Raw genomic sequence first — 16,783 nt, forward strand, 5'->3', positions numbered from 1 at the left:
TCCCACCCCCCGCTCGGGGGCTCAAAACCCCCCCCCCCTGCGGGGGGGCGGGCCACCCCCCCCCCCCTCTTCCGCGCGGAGACGGCCATTGCCATTTTGGCCGAGCCGAGCGCACAGGATGCAGCACCCGCCAAGGTTTCACCTGCGGCAACCACGATCCAGGGCATAGCGAAATGCGACCTTTCATTCAGTTCGAGTCGGTCTCGAAAGCCTTCGGCAGTGTCACCGTGGTGAACGCGCTCGATCTCGCCATCGAAAAGGGCGAGTTCGTCAGTCTCCTGGGCCCGTCCGGATCCGGCAAGACCACGATCCTCATGATGCTGGCGGGATTCGAACGGCCGACACAGGGCGCAATCTATCTCGACGGAAAGCGCATCGATCACCTGCCGCCCTACCGCCGACAGATGGGCGTCGTGTTCCAGAACTATGCGCTTTTTCCGCATATGACCGTTGCCGAGAACGTTGCCTTCCCGCTCGAGATGCAGCGCGTGCCGCGCGCCGAGATCGCCCGGCGGGTCGAGCGCGCGCTCGACATGGTGAAGCTCAAGCCGTTGAAGGACAGACGGCCCTCACAGCTCTCGGGCGGCCAGCAGCAGCGCATCGCGCTCACGCGCGCCCTCGTGTTCGAGCCGAGCGTGATCCTCATGGACGAGCCGCTCGGCGCGCTCGACAAGCAGCTGCGCGAGCACATGCAGCTCGAAATCCGGGAGCTGCACAAGCGTCTCGGTCTCACCATCGTCTTCGTGACCCACGACCAGTCCGAGGCGCTCACGATGTCGGACCGTATCGCGGTGTTCAACGCCGGCCGTATCGAGCAGATCGACAATCCTCAGGTGATCTACGACACGCCGCGCACACGCTTCGTGGCGGAGTTCATCGGTGAGACCAACCTGATTGAGGCCAAGATCGCGAGCGTCGACAATCAGGTCGCCCGCCTCTCACTCGGCGCCGGCCTCAGCGCACGGGCGCATGCTGCGGGTGGCCTCTCGGCCGGGCAGACCGCATCCTTCTCGCTGCGTCCTGAGCGGATCCGTCTCGGGATGGCGCCGGAGGGGAGCAATGCGCTCGACATGACGATCACCGACTGTATCTATCACGGCGATCACATGCGGGTTCAACTCGCCCGTGACGATTTCAGCCTGGTGGCGCGGTGCGAGCGGCTGGCAGGGCATTGGACTGTCGGCGCGCCCGTCGTCGCCTCGTTCGATCCCCGCGACTGCACGGTGCTCGCCCAATGAAATCAGGTGTTCTCCGCGACCGGTCCGGCGCCCTGCTGCTGGTCTTGCCGGTCATCGTCTTCCTGGCCGTCTTCTTCCTGTGGCCCCTCTGGACGATGGTCACCGCCGCCTTCGTCGACGACGCGGTCAGCAAGGTTCTGCCGCGAACGGCGTCCAGTATCGTTTCCTGGGACGGCCAGGGCGTGCCCTCGCAAGCGACCCGCAAGGCACTCGTGCAGGATCTTTCGGCTGCCTCGGAGGAGCAGGCTCTGGGCGAGGCCGTGCGCCGGCTCAACAGCGCGGCATCGGGCTTCCGCACTCTGCTCGGGCGGACGATCCCCGCGGTCAAAGCCGCGCCCGATCCCGCGCAGGTGGATCTTGCCGCGGTCGATCCGCGCTGGAACGATACGCGCTTCTGGGTGGCGCTCAAGGAGGCGATGCCACCTTATACGGATCGCAACATCCTCGCGGCCCTCGACTTGAAGCGCGACGCGTCGGGAATCATCGTGGCCGAGGCTGCGGACGTCTCGGCACACCGCCTCATCATGCTGCGCACCCTTATGGTCGCCGCCATGGTGACGGTCGCCTGCGCGGTCATCGGGTTTCCCTACGCGATGCTTGCAGCCTCGCTGACCGGGTGGAAGCGGTCGGTTCTCCTGCTCGCGGTGGTCCTGCCGCTCTGGACATCGCTGCTCGTGCGCACGGCCGCCTGGTTCATCCTTCTGCAGAACGAGGGCCTCATCAACCGCGCGCTGCAGGCCATCGGGCTTATCGATTCCCCGCTGCCGTTGATCTTCAATCGGCTCGGCGTGGTGATCGCCATGACCCACGTGCTTCTGCCTTTCATGGTGCTGCCGATCTACAGCGTCATCCTCGGGATCCCGCGTAACCTCATGTCCGCCGCGCAGTCGATGGGGGCAGGGCCGATTCGGGCCTTCTGGCGCGTGCTGCTGCCCCTGAGCCTGCCAGGCCTTCTCTCGGGCTCGCTCCTCGTCTTCATGGTGGCCATCGGCTATTACATCACCCCGGCGCTGCTCGGCGGAGCGAACGATCAGATGATCAGTTCCGTCATCGCGTTCTACGCGACCGGCACGGCGAACTGGGGGCTGGCAGGCGCTCTCGGGTTGATCCTGCTCGTGGTCACCACCGTGCTCTATGCCATCTACGGGCGTTTCTCGACGTCCCAACAAGTGCCGGGAGCCTGAGGTCATGTTTCGGGCGCTCCAAGCCACCTTCGGAATCGCGGTCGTCGTCTTCCTGCTGATGCCGATCTTCGCCATCCTGCCGCTGGCGTTCACGTCCAGCGTGTTCCTCAACTATCCCATTCCCGCCTACTCGATGCGCTGGATGCACGAGCTTACCACGGCCGAAGTGTGGCGAACGTCCATCCTCAACAGCCTCATCATCGGCAGCGGCGCGACGGTGCTGGCGACCGTGCTCGGCACGCTGGCCTCCCTCGGGATGCGCAGAGGGGCATTGCCGATGGCCGGCCTGCTGCGCACCATGTTTCTGCTCCCGATGGTGGTGCCGGCTGTCGTCCTTGGCGTCGGCATGCAGATCTTCCTCGTTCGGCTCGGGCTTGCGAGCACCTATCTCGGGGTCATCATCGCGCATGCGGTTCTGTGCATTCCCTTCGTGATCGTCAGCGTCTCGGCTGCCCTGCAGGGAATCGACCCCACGATCGAGCGCGCGGCGAGCAGCCTGGGGGCCCGGCCCGTCACGGTGTTCCGGCGCGTGACCCTGCCGCTGGCCATCCCGGGTGTGGTGTCGGGCGCGATCTTCGCCTTCGCCACCTCCCTCGACGAGGTCGTGCTGACCCTGTTCGTGGCGGGCCCGAACCAGAGGACGCTGGCGCGGCAGATGTTCTCCAGCATCCGTGAGAATATCAGCCCAACGGTCGCCGCGGCGGCGCTTCTCCTCATCGTCGGTACGCTGTGCCTCGGCGGGCTCGGCGCGCTGCTGCGCTGGCGGCAGGGCCGCAAGACGGCAGCCGCGGCCGCATAGGAAGTGGCCGCTTCGGTGCTCTCCTCGCAAGAGGAAGCTTTGGGGCATATTCATGCGCGCGCCGACCGCGCGGAAGAAAACCGCGCCCGTCGGGTGAGACGGGCGCGGTTGGCAGGTCGCCTTACTGACGCTTGCCCACCACTTCGGTGAGGGCCGCCTCGAAGATGTCGAGGCCCTCGTCCACCTGCTCCATCGGGATGGTGAGCGGGGCGAGGAGACGCACGATGTTCGCATCGACGCCGCAGGAAAGAAGGATGAGCCCCTTGTCCTGCGCGTTGGCAATGAGCGCAGTGACGATGTCGGCGTCGGGCTTGCGGCTGTCGCGGTCCTTCACGAACTCGACCGCCACCATGGCCCCGAGGTTGCGCACGTCGCCGATGCACGAGAACGAGTTGCGGCGCGCCAGTTCTTCGAAACGGTTGCGCATGCGCGTACCGATCTCGGTGGCGCGGGCGCAAAGGTCTTCGCTCTCGATCACGTCGAGCACCGCATTCGCGGCCGCGAGGCCGATGGGGCTGCCGGCATAGGTGCCGCCGAGGCCGCCGGGATCGGCCGCGTCCATGATCTCCGCGCGTCCGGTGACGGCCGAGAGCGGGAAGCCGCCGCCGAGGCCCTTCGCCATCGTGATCAGGTCGGGCACCACGTCGGCGTGCTGGATGGCGAACATCCGGCCTGTGCGGGCGATGCCGGTCTGGATCTCGTCGGCGATCAGGAGGATGCCGTGTTCGTCGCAGATGGCCCGGAGTTCCTGAAGAAACTCGAACGGCGCGATGTTGAAGCCGCCTTCGCCCTGCACCGGCTCGACGATAATGGCCGCGACGCGCGCGGGCTCCACGTCGTTCAGGAAGATCTGTCGCAGGCCCTCCAAAGCCTTGGCCGTGTCGATGCCGTGGGACTTCTTCGGGAACGGCGCATGGTAGACCTCGGCCGGGAAGGGGCCGAAGCCCTTCTTGTAGGGAGAGACCTTGCCGGTGAGCGCCATGGTCATCATGGTGCGACCGTGGAACCCGCCGCCGAATGCGATGATGGCGGAGCGGCCAGTGAACCGGCGCGCGACCTTCACGGCGTTCTCCACCGCCTCGGCACCTGTGGTGACGAACATTGTCTTCTTGGCGAAGTCGCCCGGAGCCGCCGCGTTCAGGCGTTCGGCCAAGCGAATGTAGGTTTCGTAGGGCGCTACGTTGAAGCACGTATGGGTGAACGCTTCCGTCTGCTGGGCCACGGCCGCCATCACGGCCGGGTGGCGGTGGCCGGTGTTGAGCACCGCGATGCCAGCCGCAAAGTCGATGTAGCGCTTGCCTTCGATATCCCACAGCTCTGCGTTCTGCGCGCGGGCAGCATAGAGCGTTTTGGTCGAGATGCCTCTGGGCACGGCGGCCTTGTGACGGTCGGCAAGAGCCATTGTTGCGCTCATCGCGGATCTCCGATTATTCATGCGCTGGCAGGGAACCTATGCTACCACCCTTGCTCAAAATATTGAGCAGGGCAAGGGGAAACCGTCTGAAACCCGGGTGAGACAATGGACTTTGACGTTGGCGCAAGACTGAAGGAGATTCGACTGGCAGCGGGGCTCTCTCAGAGAGAACTGGCCGAGCGCTCCGGAGTAACCCATGGCCTCATTTCCATGATCGAGCAGAACAAGAGCAGCCCGTCCGTCGCCTCTCTGCGCAAGATCCTGGGCGGGGTCTCCATGACGATGGCAGGGTTCTTCCACGAGGAGACGAAAGCACGCGACAAGGTTTTTTTCGGCGCTCATGAGCTGATCGACCTGACATCCCGCCTTTCCAGCCACACGGGACAGGACCACAGCCGGCTGAACTTCCGCCAAGTGGGTGATGCGCAGGCCCACGACCTGCAGATCCTTCATGAGCGCTACGAGCCTGGGGCTGATACCGGCACGACCATGCTCGAGCATAACTCGCGTGAGGGAGGCATCGTCATCGAAGGGGAACTCGAAGTTACAGTGGGCGACCAGGTTCAGGTGCTCCGCTCGGGCGACGCCTACCTTTTCGATAGCCGGATCCCGCACCGGTTCCGCAATCCTGGGACCAGTGACTGCATCGTCGTGAGTGCCTGCACCCCTCCCTACTTGTGATACTTGTGATGGGGCAGGGCGGCCCGAGGTGTTTGGACATTCTTCCCATGGCCCAACGGTGTGGCGTTGGCCGCAGATACGGGTGCTGCCTCACTCGCCCCTGCTGGGCGATTTCAACCAGAACATGAAGTGCTGCTCTAGATCAGTGGCTTGCCTGAGCTTCCCAAGCTGGGTCTCGTGGGTTCGATTCCCATCGCCCGCTCCAAATAAAGCCCTGCGACCGCAGGGCTCTTTCGTGTCGGGGCTCTATCTGGCCGGGCCCGCCCGGAGAGCGCGGGCATTTGCGCCGGATATCCGCCGAGCAGGGCTTCCCCTCCAGGATAGGTTCAGCTCAGGTTCAGCTCAACGTGGCGACGCTCATGTCTCCCTGCTCGGAGAGGCGCGGGCCGAACTGGGAGGTGCTGACCGTGGCCCGGCCGGTGATGAGCTCGGCGCAGCGGCTTCCCATCATCATGGCGGGGGCATTGGTGTTGCCCGCGTTGATGTTGGGCATGGCCGAGAGGTCGCAGACGCGCAGGTTGTCGATGCCGCGGACGCGGAGCCTGGAATCGAGCACGGCCATCGGATCGCTCGCCGTGCCCATCCGGCATGTCCCGCTCGGGTGATAGTTCGTCTTCACGAAGCGCCGGCAGTGCTTCATGATCGCCTCGTCGCTGAGGTCATTCGGATCGGGGATCGAGACGCGCTCGATCCGCTCCTTCAGCGGAGAGGTCTCGAAGGCCCGGATGAAGAAGCGCTGGCCGTCGATCATCGCCCGGACGTCGTCCGGATGCTTCAGCAGATTGGGCGAGACCAGCGGCATGTCGTCCGGATCGGCGGAGCGCAGGCGGACATAGCCACGGGATTTCGGCTTCACCACCACGGTCGTGATCGTCAGCCCGTAGGTGTCGTCCACAAGACCGAGCGTGTCGCGGTCGAGATAGATGATCGGCACGCAGAAGGCCTGGATGGTGGGCTCGGCATTCGGGTCGGCCGGATTGACGAAGGCGCCCGCCTCGACGCCCGCCGAGAGGATCGGGCCCGAGCCGAAGAGCCGGAAGTGGATGCCGTTGAGGAGCATCCGCCACCCGACGCCCTGCTTGTAGTAGCCGTAGGGCCCGTTCGCCTTCGCAATCAGCGGCACCTCCGGATGGTCGATCAGGTTCTCCCCGATGCCCGGCAGGTCGGCGATGCAGGCGATCCCGTGCTCCCGCAGCTGATCGGCAGGGCCGATCCCGGACAGCATGAGGAGCTGCGGCGTGACGAGCGCCCCGGAGGCGACGATCACCTCGCCGTCCGCATGGACCGTGTGATCCATGCCCTTGGCGTCCCGATAGGTGACGCCCACGGCGCGGCCGTTCTCGATCTCGATCCGGCGCACCCGCGACTGGAGGCGGATGACGAGGTTCGGGTTATCCGCGAGCGGCGCCAGGAAGGCATAAGCCGCACTGCTGCGCCGGCCGCGCCGGTTCATGAACTGGTAGAACCCGACGCCCCGCTGGGTCGGTCCGTTGAAGTCCGGGCTGAACGGCTCGCCCAGGGCCTGCACGGCCTGGACGAACCAGCGCGACATGTCGTTGATGTGGCCGGGATCGGAGACGAGCAGCGGCCCGTCCGCCTCGTGCAGCTCGTTGTAGAGCCGGTTGTTCCCCTCCATGGTGCGGAAATGGGGCAGGACGTCGGCCCAGCTCCAGCCGGGATAATCGTTCTCCCCGTGCAGGATGTGGTGCCACTCGTCGTAGTCGGACGGACGGCCGCGCATGTAGACCTGCGCGTTGACCGAGGAGCCGCCGCCGAGGACGTTCGCCTGCGGAATATCGTGGACCCGGCCGTCGAGATGCTCCTGCGGGACCGTGTGGTGATACCGCATGTACTTGCTGCCGTTGATCATCTTGAAGATGCCCGGAGGCATGTCGAGGAGCGGATGGCGGTGCGAGTATCCGCCTTCCAGCAGCAGCACGCGTCGGCCCTCGTTGACCAGGCGCGCGGCCGCCACCGAACCCGAGGAGCCGCCGCCGACGACGATGTGGTCGAAATGCTCTTTCATGGAGACACCTGTTTCCTGCCGACCCACCGGGTGGGTTCAGCCCCTGATCGTTTCGAGGCCCTTCCAGTCGAACGCGATCCCGTGGCCGGGTCGATCCGGCGCCAGGGCGAATCCGTCCTGGATCGCGAGCGGCTCGGCGATGTAGCGCTCGAGCCCGAAGCCGTGCGCTTCGAGATAGGAACGGTTCGGACACGCCGCGAGAAGGTGCACGGTCACGTCATGGGCGCCGTGGCTGGTGACCGGCAGGTTGAAGGCCTCCGCCAGGTGGGCGATCTTCATGAACGGAGTGACGCCGCCGCAATTGGTGACGTCCGGCTCCGGATAGGTCACGCCGCCACCAGCCACGTAGAGCTTGAACTCCCAGAGCGTGCGCAGGTTCTCGCCCGCGGCGATCGGCAGCCCGCCCTCGCGCACGATGCGGGCGTGGCCCGCCGGGTCGTCCGGGATGGTCGGCTCCTCGAGCCAGGTCAGGTCGAAGGGCTGAAGAGCCCGCGCGGCCCGGATGGCGCCGTCGACGCTCCACTTCATGTTGGCGTCGGCCATCAGCGGGAAGCCGGCGCCCAGATGCTCGCGCATGGCGCCGACGCGCTCCACGTCCTCGAACAGGTTGGCGCGGCCCACCTTCATCTTGATGGCGCGAAAACCCTTGCCGAGATTGTCGTCGGTCTGGCGCAGGAGCTTGTCGAGGGGCAGTTCGAGGTCGATGCCCCCCGCATAGCAGGGCACCTTGGCGTCGAAGCCGCCGAGGGCCTTCCACAGCGGGAGATTGGCGCGCTTCGCCTTGAGGTCCCACAGGGCCATGTCGAAGGCCGACAGCGCCAGGACGGTCGGGCCGCCGCGGCCGCCGTAATGGAGCGCCCACCAGGCCTTGTGCCAGAGGCGCTCGATCTCGTCGGCCTCTTCCCCGTCCATGATCTCAGTCAGTTCGCGGGCGAGGACCGCGTCGATGGCGGCGCCGTTGCGCCCGACCGTGAAGGTGTAGCCGACACCCTCCGCCCCGTCGGCGTCGCGGATGCGCACCGTGTTGAGCTCGAAGGCGCGCATCTCGCCATGCATGGAATCGGTCAGCACGGTCGGCAGCGGGATGCGATAGAAGCCGGGTTCGATGGAAGTGATGCGGGGCATGGTCGTCCTTCGTTCGCTGTGGTGTCGAATGCGGGCCCGGCCCTAGGCGGCCTCTTCCGTGCGCATGCTCAGGCGTGCCTGGATGGCGACGACGAGCAGCAGGAACGCGCCGCGGATGACCGACTGCCAGTAGGCCGAGAGGCTGATCCAGCCGAGGCCGTTCTCGAAGTTCAGGATGTTGAAGATGAGCCCGAGCAGGAGCACGCCCGCCAGCGTGGACCCGACGGAGCCGACGCCGCCGGTCAGGAGCGTGCCGCCCACGACCACGGCCGCGATGGCGAAAAGCTCCCAGCCGACGCCCTCGATGGGCTGGCCCGCCCCGAACTGGGCCGCCAGGATGACGCCGGCGAGGCCCGCGAGGCCGCCGCTGGCGAGGTACACGAGCGCCTTCACCCGGTTCGCGGGCAATCCCATGAGCCGCGCCGCGTCCTCGTTCCCGCCGATGGCGAGCACGGTGCGCCCGAAGGAGGTGAGATTGAGGATGAGGGAGCCGGCGAGATAGGCAAGCAGGACGATCCAGGCCGGGATCGGAAATCCGAGGAGATCGCCCTGGCCGAGTTCGGTGAAGCCCGATTCATAGGATACGGAGACGGACTGGTTTTCCGCGAGCAGCAGCGCGCAGCCGCTCGCCGCCAGCATCGTGGCGAGCGTCGCGATGAAGGGCAGGATGCTGAGCCGGGTGATGATGAACGCGTTGCATGCGCCGACGGCCAGTCCGGCAGCCAGCCCGCCGAGCAGGCCCGGCAGGACGCCATAGGGGGAGAGCAGGGCAGCCACGACGCTGCCCAGAGCAGCCGTCGACCCGACCGAGAGATCAATCCCGCCCGTGATGATGACGAAGCACATCCCGAGGGCGACCAGCGCGAACATGCTGTTGTAGCGCAGGACCGACAGCACGTTGAACGCGCCGAGGAAGTTTTCATACCGGAGCCAGCCGAACACGATGAGCGCAAGCAGAGCCAACAGCACCCCGTAGCGGCCGATGCCCTGGAAGATCTTGAGGGAGGTTGTGTTCATCGGCGACCTCAGCGATGGCTCTGCCGCTGCAGCCAGACGGCCAGGACGATGATGACGGCCTTCGCCACGAGGGCGGCCGCATCCGGAACGCCGTTGGCGAGCAGCGTGTAGCGCACGAGCTGGATGATGAGCGCGCCGACCAGGGTGCCGAGCACGGTGGCCCGCCCCCCGGTGAGCAGCGTGCCGCCGACGGCCACGGCCGCGATGGCGTCGAGCTCCATGCCGAGACCGACGAGATTGGCATCGGCCGCGGAGTTGCGGGCGATCACGATGAGGCCTGCGATCCCGGACAGGAGCCCGCTGATCAGGTAGACCCGCTGCTTCACGGACGTCACGGGAATGCCGGCGAGCCGGGCGGCACGCTCGTTGCCGCCGATGGCCAGAATCTGCCGGCCGAAGACGGTGCGCCTGAGCATCCATGCGGCCGCCGCCACGATGGCGACCATCAGGACGGCCTGGAAGGGAATGCCGGCGATCCGGCCCAGGCCGATGAACTGGAAGCTCGGGAGGTTGAAGACCTGCAGGTTGCCGTTGGTGAAGACCTGGGCGATGCCGCGCCCGGCGATGAACAGAACGAGGGTCGCGATGATCGGCTGGATCCGCAGGCGCGTCACCAGCCAGCCGTTGAACCATCCGAGGGCTGCCGTTACCAGAACAGGCACAGTGAAGGCCAGCGCGATGCCGACGGCCGGGTGAGGGAGGGGAAAGAGCTTGCCGAGGAAGATCAGCGGCGCCAGCGCGCCGGCGATCGCCATGAGGGCGCCGACCGAGAGATCGATGCCGCCGGTTGCGATGACGAGCGTCATGCCGACGCCGACGATCACGATGGTGCAGACCTGGGTGAGGTTGACGTTGAGCGTCTGCCAGGTGGCGAAGTTGGGCGTGATGGCGAGGTTGACGAGGATCAGGAGCGCCAGGGCGATCCAGGCTCCATGGCGCGTCAGCAGGGTCTTCATGTCGAGCCGAGGAGCCCTTTGTGCCGGAGGCAGGGTCGTGGCGGTCTCAGCCATGGACGGTCTCCCGGAGGCTCTCGTTTCCATGAGCCATGGCGGCCATGACGTTCTGCTCGGTCACGGCATCGCCTTTCAGCTCCGCGGCCGTGTGGCCGTCGCGCAGAACGAAGATGCGGCTTGCCGCCTCGACCACCTCCTCGAGTTCAGACGAGATCATCAGAACGCCGAGTCCCTGGCCGGCCAGTTCCCGGATCAGGCTGAGGATCTCGGCCTTGGCGCCCACGTCGATGCCTCGGGTCGGCTCGTCGAGAATGAGGAGCCGGGGGTTCATGCAGAGCCAGCGCGCCAGCAGCACCTTCTGCTGGTTGCCGCCAGAGAGTTCGCGGATCCGCTGTTCCGGTCCGGCGCAGCGAATGCCCAATCGCTTGATGAAGCGGTCGACGATCTCCCGGCTGCGGGTCTCGTCCACGATGCCGCGTCGCGACAGGTCCGGCATGAGGGCGAGCGTCAGGTTCTCGCGCACCGACATGTCGGGAATGATGCCTTCGAGCTTGCGATCTTCCGAACAGAAGCCCATGCCGGCCCTGATGGCGTCCGACGGGGCCGCGATGGCATTCTCCCGTCCGGCGAAAGCGATCGTGCCGGAATCCGGCCTGTCGGCTCCGTAGACGGCACGGACGGATTCGGTTCTGCCCGCGCCGAGCAGTCCGGCGAGGCCCACGATCTCGCCGGAGCGAACCTCGAAGCTGACGTCGCGGACCTTGCGCCCTGCGGCGAGGTTTCGAACCTGGAGAACGGGCGTGCGAGCATCGGCGTCCGATGGGTCCGCAGCGTGCGGCGCCTGCAGGACCTGCGTCAGTTCGCGGCCCAGCATGGAGGTGACGAGATCGAGCCGGGACAGACTGGTCATCGGCGCGACCTGCACGGTGCGGCCGTCGCGCATGATCGTGACGCGGTCGCAGACGGCGTAGAGCTCGTCGAGCTTGTGGCTCACGAAGATCACCGAGACTCCGGCTGCCTTGAGCTGGCGGATCACGTCGAACAGGACCTGAACCTCGCGCTCGTCGAGGGAGGAGGTGGGCTCGTCCATGATGACGAGCTTGGCATCGAATCCGATCGCCCGGGCGATGGCGACCATCTGCTGCACGGCGGTCGGGTAAGCCATGAGCGGACGGCGGACATCGATGGCGATGTTGAAGCGCGCGAGAAGGGCGCGGGCCTCCCCGTGCATGGCGGGCCAGTCGAGCAGGCCGAAGCGCCGCTTCTCGCGGCCGAGGCAGATGTTCTCGGTCACGGACCGGTAGGGCACCAGGTTGATCTCCTGGTAGATCGTGCTGATGCCGGCCTTCTGGGCTTCCTGCGGAGAAGAGAACTCGACGGGTTTTCCGTCGAACAGGATCTCGCCGGCATCCTTCCGATAGTAGCCGGTGAGGATCTTGATCATCGTCGACTTGCCGGCGCCGTTCTGGCCGATCAGCGCATGAACCTCGCCCTTTTCGACCACGAGTTCGGCCGCGCGCAGGGCCGGGATGCCGGCGAAGCGCTTGTCGATGCCGTGCATGGTGAGGAGCGGCGCCATGAAAGCTCCGGTGAGGGGTTCAGCCAAACAGGAAAGGCGCTGCCTGCCTGCGCAGGCAGCGCCGGGCGTTCAGTATGCGTCGGAGATGAGCTGGGCCGCGTTCGACTTGTCGAAGAAGCGGTCGGTGTTCACCACCCAGGGCTTGATCTGCTCGCCTTTGGCATAGCGTGCCAGGGTCTCGAAGGCCTTCGGGCCGAACTTCGGATTGCACTCGACGGTGGCCAGCATCTTGCCGTCGATGATGGCCTGCAGCGCATCGCGCGTGCCGTCGACGGACACGACGATCACGTCCTTGCCCGGCTTCTTGCCGGCCGCCTCGAGGGCCGCAATGGCGCCGATGGCCATCTCGTCGTTGTGCGCATAGATGGCGGTCGCGTCCGGATGGGCCTGCAGCAGGGTCTCGGCGACCTGGCGCCCCTTGTCGCGGGCGAAGTCGCCCGATTGGGACGCCACGATCTTCATGCCGGAATGCGCCTTGATGTAGTCCTCGAAGCCCTTGCGCCGATCGTTGGCCGGCGAGGAGCCCGTGGTGCCTTCGAGCTGGATGATCTTGGCCTTTCCGTCCACGGCCTTGGTCAGGGCCTCCGCGGCGCGCTTGCCTTCGTCGACGAAGTCCGAGCCGATGAAGGTGACGTAGTCCTTGCCCGCCTTGGCGAGGCTCTGGTCCACGTTGCGGTCGAGCAGGATGACCGGGATGCCGGCCTTCTTGGCGGCCATCACGGCTGGGATGAGGGGCTTCTCCTCGCGCGGGGCGAGGAAGATCAGGTCGACGCCCTGGGCGATCATCGAGTTGACGTCGGCGACCTGCTTGGCGGCGGAACCGGCGGCGTCCGTGTAGACCAGCTGGTGTCCGAGCTTCGCGGCTTCGGCCTTCATGCTTTCCGTCTGCGCGATGCGCCATGGATTGTTCGACTCGGTCTGGGCGAAGCCGACCTTGTACTTGTCCTTCTGCTTCAGCTTGGGCAGCTCCTGCGCGGATACGCCGCCCAATCCCAGGCCGATGGCGGCCACGCCTGTCGCGAGGGCCAGGAAAGTTCTTCTGAGCATTCTTTTCCTCCATGATGTTTTTTCGCCCCATTGCCGGGGTTCTGTGTATTGCCGCAGCCGGTCACGGCTGCAGGTCGTCACCAGCGGACGTAGGTGGTCTGCTTCCGCAGGTATCCGTCGAAACCGTACTTGCCGTCCTCTCCGCCGAGGCCCGAATGCTTCCAGCCCGTGTGGAAGCCCTGGACGAGCTCCCCGCACGGGCGGTTGACGTAGAGCTCGCCGAAGGAAAGCTCCCGGGACAGGCGCATGACCCGGCGCAGGTCGTTCGTATAGATATAGGCCGAGAGGCCGTAGCTCGTGTCGTTGGCGAAGCTCAGGGCCTGCTCGAAGCTGTCGACCGTCATGACGGGCGCCACGGGGCCGAAGATCTCCCGCTGCATGACCGGCGCCCGGTTGCTGTCGACCCGCAGGACGGTGGGCTCGAACCAATGTCCCCTGGCGAACGCGCCCTCGGTCAGCCGGTGCCCTCCGGCGAGCACCTCGGCGCCGGCCGCCATGGCCTCGTTGACGATCTGCTCGACCTTGTCGACCTCGGGCCGGTTCACCTTGGGGCCCATGTCGGGATTCGTCATGGGATCGGCGAGCCTGAGCGCCTTCACGCGCGAGACGAACTTGTCCAGGAAGGGTTCGGCGATGGCCTTGTGCAGATACATGCGCTCGTTGCAGGTGCAGATCTGCCCGCAATTGGTGAAGCGCGAGATGATCGCAGCCTCGACGGCCGCGTCGATGTCGGCATCCTCGAGAACGATGAAGGGCGCCTTCCCACCCAGTTCCAGCCGGATGACCTTCAGGTCCTGAGCGCCCGCGGCATAGATCTCCCGTCCCGCCCGCACGCTGCCCGTCATGGTCACGAGGTCGGTCAGAGGCGAACGGACGAGGGCGTCGCCGATGGATCGTCCGTCGCCGGTGACCACGTTGAGCACGCCTTTCGGCAGCCCGACCTCATGGGCCAGCCTGGCGATCTCGATGGCCGACAGAGGGGTGGATTCGTGGCCCTTCACCACGATGGTGTTGCCGGCCACGAGGGCAGGGCCGATCTTGCGGGCCGCCAGAGCCGCCGGATAGTTCCAGGCCGTCAGGCCGACGACCACCCCGAAGGGCACGCGGCGGATCCAGACATCCTCGTTCGGATGATCCGACGGCAGAAGGTCGCCCTCGATGCGACGGGCGTTCTCGGCCGCGTAGGTGAGAAACGTCACGACGGCGTCGATCTCGCCCTCGGCCTGGTTCAGTGGCTTTCCCTGCTCAAGCACCACGATGCGCGCAAGACGCGACTTCTCGCGGCGGACGGCCGCCGCCAGGTCGGACACGTAGCCCGCCCGCACGATGGGCGGGAGAGCCGCCCAGGCCGGCTGGGCCCGTTTGGCCGCCTCCAGGGCGGCCGTCGCATCCTCGACCGAGCCGACCGGCACGGTGGCAAAGACGGACTCGTCGGCAGGGTTTTCCACCTCGAGGCGGCCTGGCGCATGGCCGTTGGTCCAGGCGCCGTCGATATACATCTGGTAATGGGTCGGGGCGTCGGCGTGGCGGGCGGATGGGGGAGCGGTCATCGCATGCTCCCGACAAAAGAGGTTGCTTGAGGGGCGCAGGCGAAGCCTTGCCCTGTCGTGCCTGCAAATGGCGTCACTCGTGTTTCCTCCGAGTTTGCTCAGGCTGAGCAACGTCACACCAAACGTCGCTTGATGAATCTATTTGGTATGACCGAAACAAGGATGGAGCAGCGGAATGTTGCCTGTCAAGGGAATAGCGTTGCGCTAAATGACCTAATCCCGTGCCAGAGGCTGGCGTTTGGTCCGACCATATGTTAGCCGAAGGGGAGCGCCGCAACCTCATCGAAGGCTTGGAGGCGTGGAGGATCCGGTGAGGAGTGACATGGTTCGTGACGCGGAGCTGCTTGCCAAGGATTCGATCGGACGCCGGTCGGACGCGGTTGCGGAAGCGCTCATGCGGATGATTCAGGCAGGCGATCTTCAGGAGGGCGACCGCCTGCCCGCCGAACGGGACCTGATGCTCCGGTATGGGGTGAGCCGGTCGGCGGTCCGGGAGGCCATCCTGGCTCTGGCCAATCGCGGGCTCCTCTTGACCCGTCTCGGGCATCGCCCGATCGTCTGCAAGCCTGATTACGAGATCGCGATCGACAGGGTCGGCAATCTGGTCGGGCACCTCGTGGTGGAGCGGAACGGGGTCTGGAACCTGTTCGAGTCCCGCATCTTCTTCGAGGCGGCCCTGGCCCGCTGGGCTGCCAGCCACGCCAAGCGTGACGACATCGAGGAGCTTCGCGGCGCGCTGGAGGCCAATCGGCTGGCCATCGGCCATTCGCTGCCCTTCGACGAAACCGACGCGGCCTTCCATGCGGTGCTCTACCGGATCCCCGGCAATCCCATCTACCCGGCCGTGCACAAGGCCTACGTGGAGTGGCTCGTCCAGCACTGGCGCTCCATGAAGCGCGGGGCCGACATCGATCGGATGAACCATGCCGGGCACGAGGCGATCTTCGAGGCCATTGCGGCCCGAGACCCGGACGGCGCGGAGGAGGCGCTGCGCCGCCACCTCGTTGCGGCCTGGGAGTTCGTGCGATCGACATTCGCCTCCGATCGCCGCGGGCGTGGCCAGTCACCGCTCGGAGAGGCGTGAGCCGCGGATCCGCACGACAGGCCGGGCTCTCGGCTCGCCAGGAAGCGGACATGTTCCGATCAAGGTCTTCGATCAAGGTCCCGGGCCTCCACCCGTTCGAGCGGAGGTTCGGGTAGGGGATATGGCGCCGGGCTCCGACGTCTCCCAGGGTCCACTTGCGCAGGCGGGCCGCCTCGCAGGGGCCTCTCCATTCCACGCGCTTTGTCCGAGCTTCGTCCTGGCCGCGACCGCGGGTGGCTTCCCGCTGCATTGCCGTGCTCCGTATCCACGGCCTGAATCCGGACGCCATGCCGGCCAGGGGAGGGGCGAGATCCGGCATGTCCAAGCGGTGCCTCATGGGTTCGAGCCCTACCGTCCACCGCCGGTCACCCCACGGAGAACGTTCACCCTTTCAGGTGCCGTCACTCCAAGGACGTGTCCCGGTTCGGACAGATCGACATCGTCTCGGACAAGCCGGGAGTTGACAAACGATCGGGGAATCGACATATCCGCAGCCCCGCCGGAACGTGGTTCGGGCGAGCTTCACTCCCAGACGACGCCGACGCGGCCGAGATCCTCGGATCTTGCCTGCCGTCCGGGTCTCGATCGCGGTCTGTTAAGGTCCCGATCAACGGCAAGAGCCATGGACGCCAATATATGGCATGTCTCCAGGGCTCCTCTGACGAAATGGAGAAGCATCCGGGTTGATCTGATCGATCCGGATGATGTCAACGCAGAAGCGAATACGCTTTTGTGAACGACGGAGCTTGTCTGAATACTTTCGCTGGGTTGGTGAGCGCCGCTTTCGAGAAAAATTCTTCGAAAAAGGTGTTGACCTAGGGAAGGGGTTCGGTTAGAACAACTTCATCGGCGGCGGGGTTCTTCGGGCCTCTTCTGCTTCGGACTTCAAGGCCTGGTTGGCCCGCAAGGGTGATCGGGATGCTTGGGGTTCTCTGGCGTCTTTCGGGCGCCGGGATTTTTGCTCTTTGACATTGTTGAGAGGGAAGAGAAGCGTAGGCGGCGGTGTCCTTGCGCCGGCCCTTATGGGGCTGGATGGAATGAACATCGACCAGTCTTACGCTTTGGTGAGTACACCGCTTCAGGGAA

13 protein-coding genes are annotated in these 16,783 nt (G+C 65.9%); 5 read left to right on the forward strand and 8 right to left on the reverse strand.

The features are described from left to right. Nucleotides 1-173 precede the first annotated feature (173 nt). Genes OCW50_RS23995 through OCW50_RS24005 form a run of 3 tightly spaced genes read left to right on the forward strand, consistent with a single transcriptional unit; the run spans nt 174 to nt 3,221 of the window. The gene (locus OCW50_RS23995) at nt 174-1,238 is read left to right on the forward strand and encodes an ABC transporter ATP-binding protein (RefSeq protein ID WP_262299247.1); all 1,065 of its coding nucleotides are present in this window, start codon (nt 174-176) and stop codon (nt 1,236-1,238) included. Further along, nucleotides 1,235-2,422 (forward strand): ABC transporter permease, encoded by a 1,188-nt coding sequence (locus tag OCW50_RS24000; RefSeq protein ID WP_262299248.1) that lies wholly within the window; start codon nt 1,235-1,237, stop codon nt 2,420-2,422. The genes OCW50_RS23995 and OCW50_RS24000 overlap by 4 nt, the downstream gene beginning before the upstream one ends. Nucleotides 2,423-2,426: 4 nt before the next feature. Continuing rightward, the gene (locus OCW50_RS24005; protein ID WP_262299249.1) at nt 2,427-3,221 is read left to right on the forward strand and encodes an ABC transporter permease; all 795 of its coding nucleotides are present in this window, start codon (nt 2,427-2,429) and stop codon (nt 3,219-3,221) included. A gap of 121 nt (nt 3,222-3,342) precedes the next feature. Here OCW50_RS24005 and gabT read toward each other — a convergent pair whose 3' ends face one another. Then, nucleotides 3,343-4,635, reverse strand: a complete 1,293-nt coding sequence (gene gabT / locus OCW50_RS24010) for a 4-aminobutyrate--2-oxoglutarate transaminase (protein ID WP_262299250.1) — start codon at nt 4,633-4,635, stop codon at nt 3,343-3,345. A 105-nt stretch (nt 4,636-4,740) separates the two neighbouring features. Here gabT and OCW50_RS24015 point away from each other — a divergent pair, with 105 nt between their 5' ends. Further along, nucleotides 4,741-5,316, forward strand: coding sequence for a cupin domain-containing protein (locus OCW50_RS24015; RefSeq protein WP_262299251.1), 576 nt, complete (start codon nt 4,741-4,743; stop codon nt 5,314-5,316). Nucleotides 5,317-5,653: 337 nt separating this feature from the next. Here OCW50_RS24015 and OCW50_RS24020 read toward each other — a convergent pair whose 3' ends face one another. The 7 genes from OCW50_RS24020 to aldA form a co-directional block, all read right to left on the reverse strand. After that, a complete protein-coding gene (locus OCW50_RS24020) occupies nt 5,654-7,342 on the reverse strand; it encodes a GMC family oxidoreductase (protein ID WP_262299252.1) in 1,689 nt (562 codons plus the stop codon). Between the two features lie 36 nt (nt 7,343-7,378). Then, a complete protein-coding gene (locus OCW50_RS24025) occupies nt 7,379-8,467 on the reverse strand; it encodes a mandelate racemase/muconate lactonizing enzyme family protein (RefSeq protein ID WP_262299253.1) in 1,089 nt (362 codons plus the stop codon). A gap of 42 nt (nt 8,468-8,509) precedes the next feature. After that, the gene (locus OCW50_RS24030) at nt 8,510-9,484 is read right to left on the reverse strand and encodes an ABC transporter permease (RefSeq protein ID WP_262299254.1); all 975 of its coding nucleotides are present in this window, start codon (nt 9,482-9,484) and stop codon (nt 8,510-8,512) included. An 8-nt stretch (nt 9,485-9,492) separates the two neighbouring features. After that, nucleotides 9,493-10,494 (reverse strand): ABC transporter permease, encoded by a 1,002-nt coding sequence (locus OCW50_RS24035; protein WP_373371498.1) that lies wholly within the window; start codon nt 10,492-10,494, stop codon nt 9,493-9,495. Beyond that, nucleotides 10,487-12,016 carry a sugar ABC transporter ATP-binding protein gene (locus tag OCW50_RS24040; RefSeq protein ID WP_262299255.1) on the reverse strand — a complete coding sequence of 510 codons (1,530 nt, stop codon included), beginning with the start codon at nt 12,014-12,016 and terminating at the stop codon, nt 10,487-10,489. The genes OCW50_RS24035 and OCW50_RS24040 overlap by 8 nt, the downstream gene beginning before the upstream one ends. Nucleotides 12,017-12,085: 69 nt before the next feature. Beyond that, nucleotides 12,086-13,063: an ABC transporter substrate-binding protein gene (locus OCW50_RS24045; protein WP_262299256.1), complete on the reverse strand. Its 978-nt coding sequence runs from the start codon at nt 13,061-13,063 to the stop codon at nt 12,086-12,088. 77 nt (nt 13,064-13,140) lie between these two features. Beyond that, on the reverse strand, nt 13,141-14,613 hold the full coding sequence (gene aldA, locus OCW50_RS24050; protein ID WP_262299257.1) for an aldehyde dehydrogenase: 1,473 nt from the start codon (nt 14,611-14,613) through the stop codon (nt 13,141-13,143). Nucleotides 14,614-14,935: 322 nt separating this feature from the next. On the opposite strand from aldA, the gene OCW50_RS24055 reads away from it, so the two are divergent. Then, nucleotides 14,936-15,697, forward strand: coding sequence for an FCD domain-containing protein (locus OCW50_RS24055; protein WP_262299258.1), 762 nt, complete (start codon nt 14,936-14,938; stop codon nt 15,695-15,697). The last annotated feature ends 1,086 nt before the right edge of the window (nt 15,698-16,783 follow it).

The sequence above is a fragment of the Microvirga sesbaniae genome (assembly GCF_025460805.1).
Taxonomy (GTDB): Bacteria; Pseudomonadota; Alphaproteobacteria; order Rhizobiales; family Beijerinckiaceae; genus Microvirga; species Microvirga sesbaniae.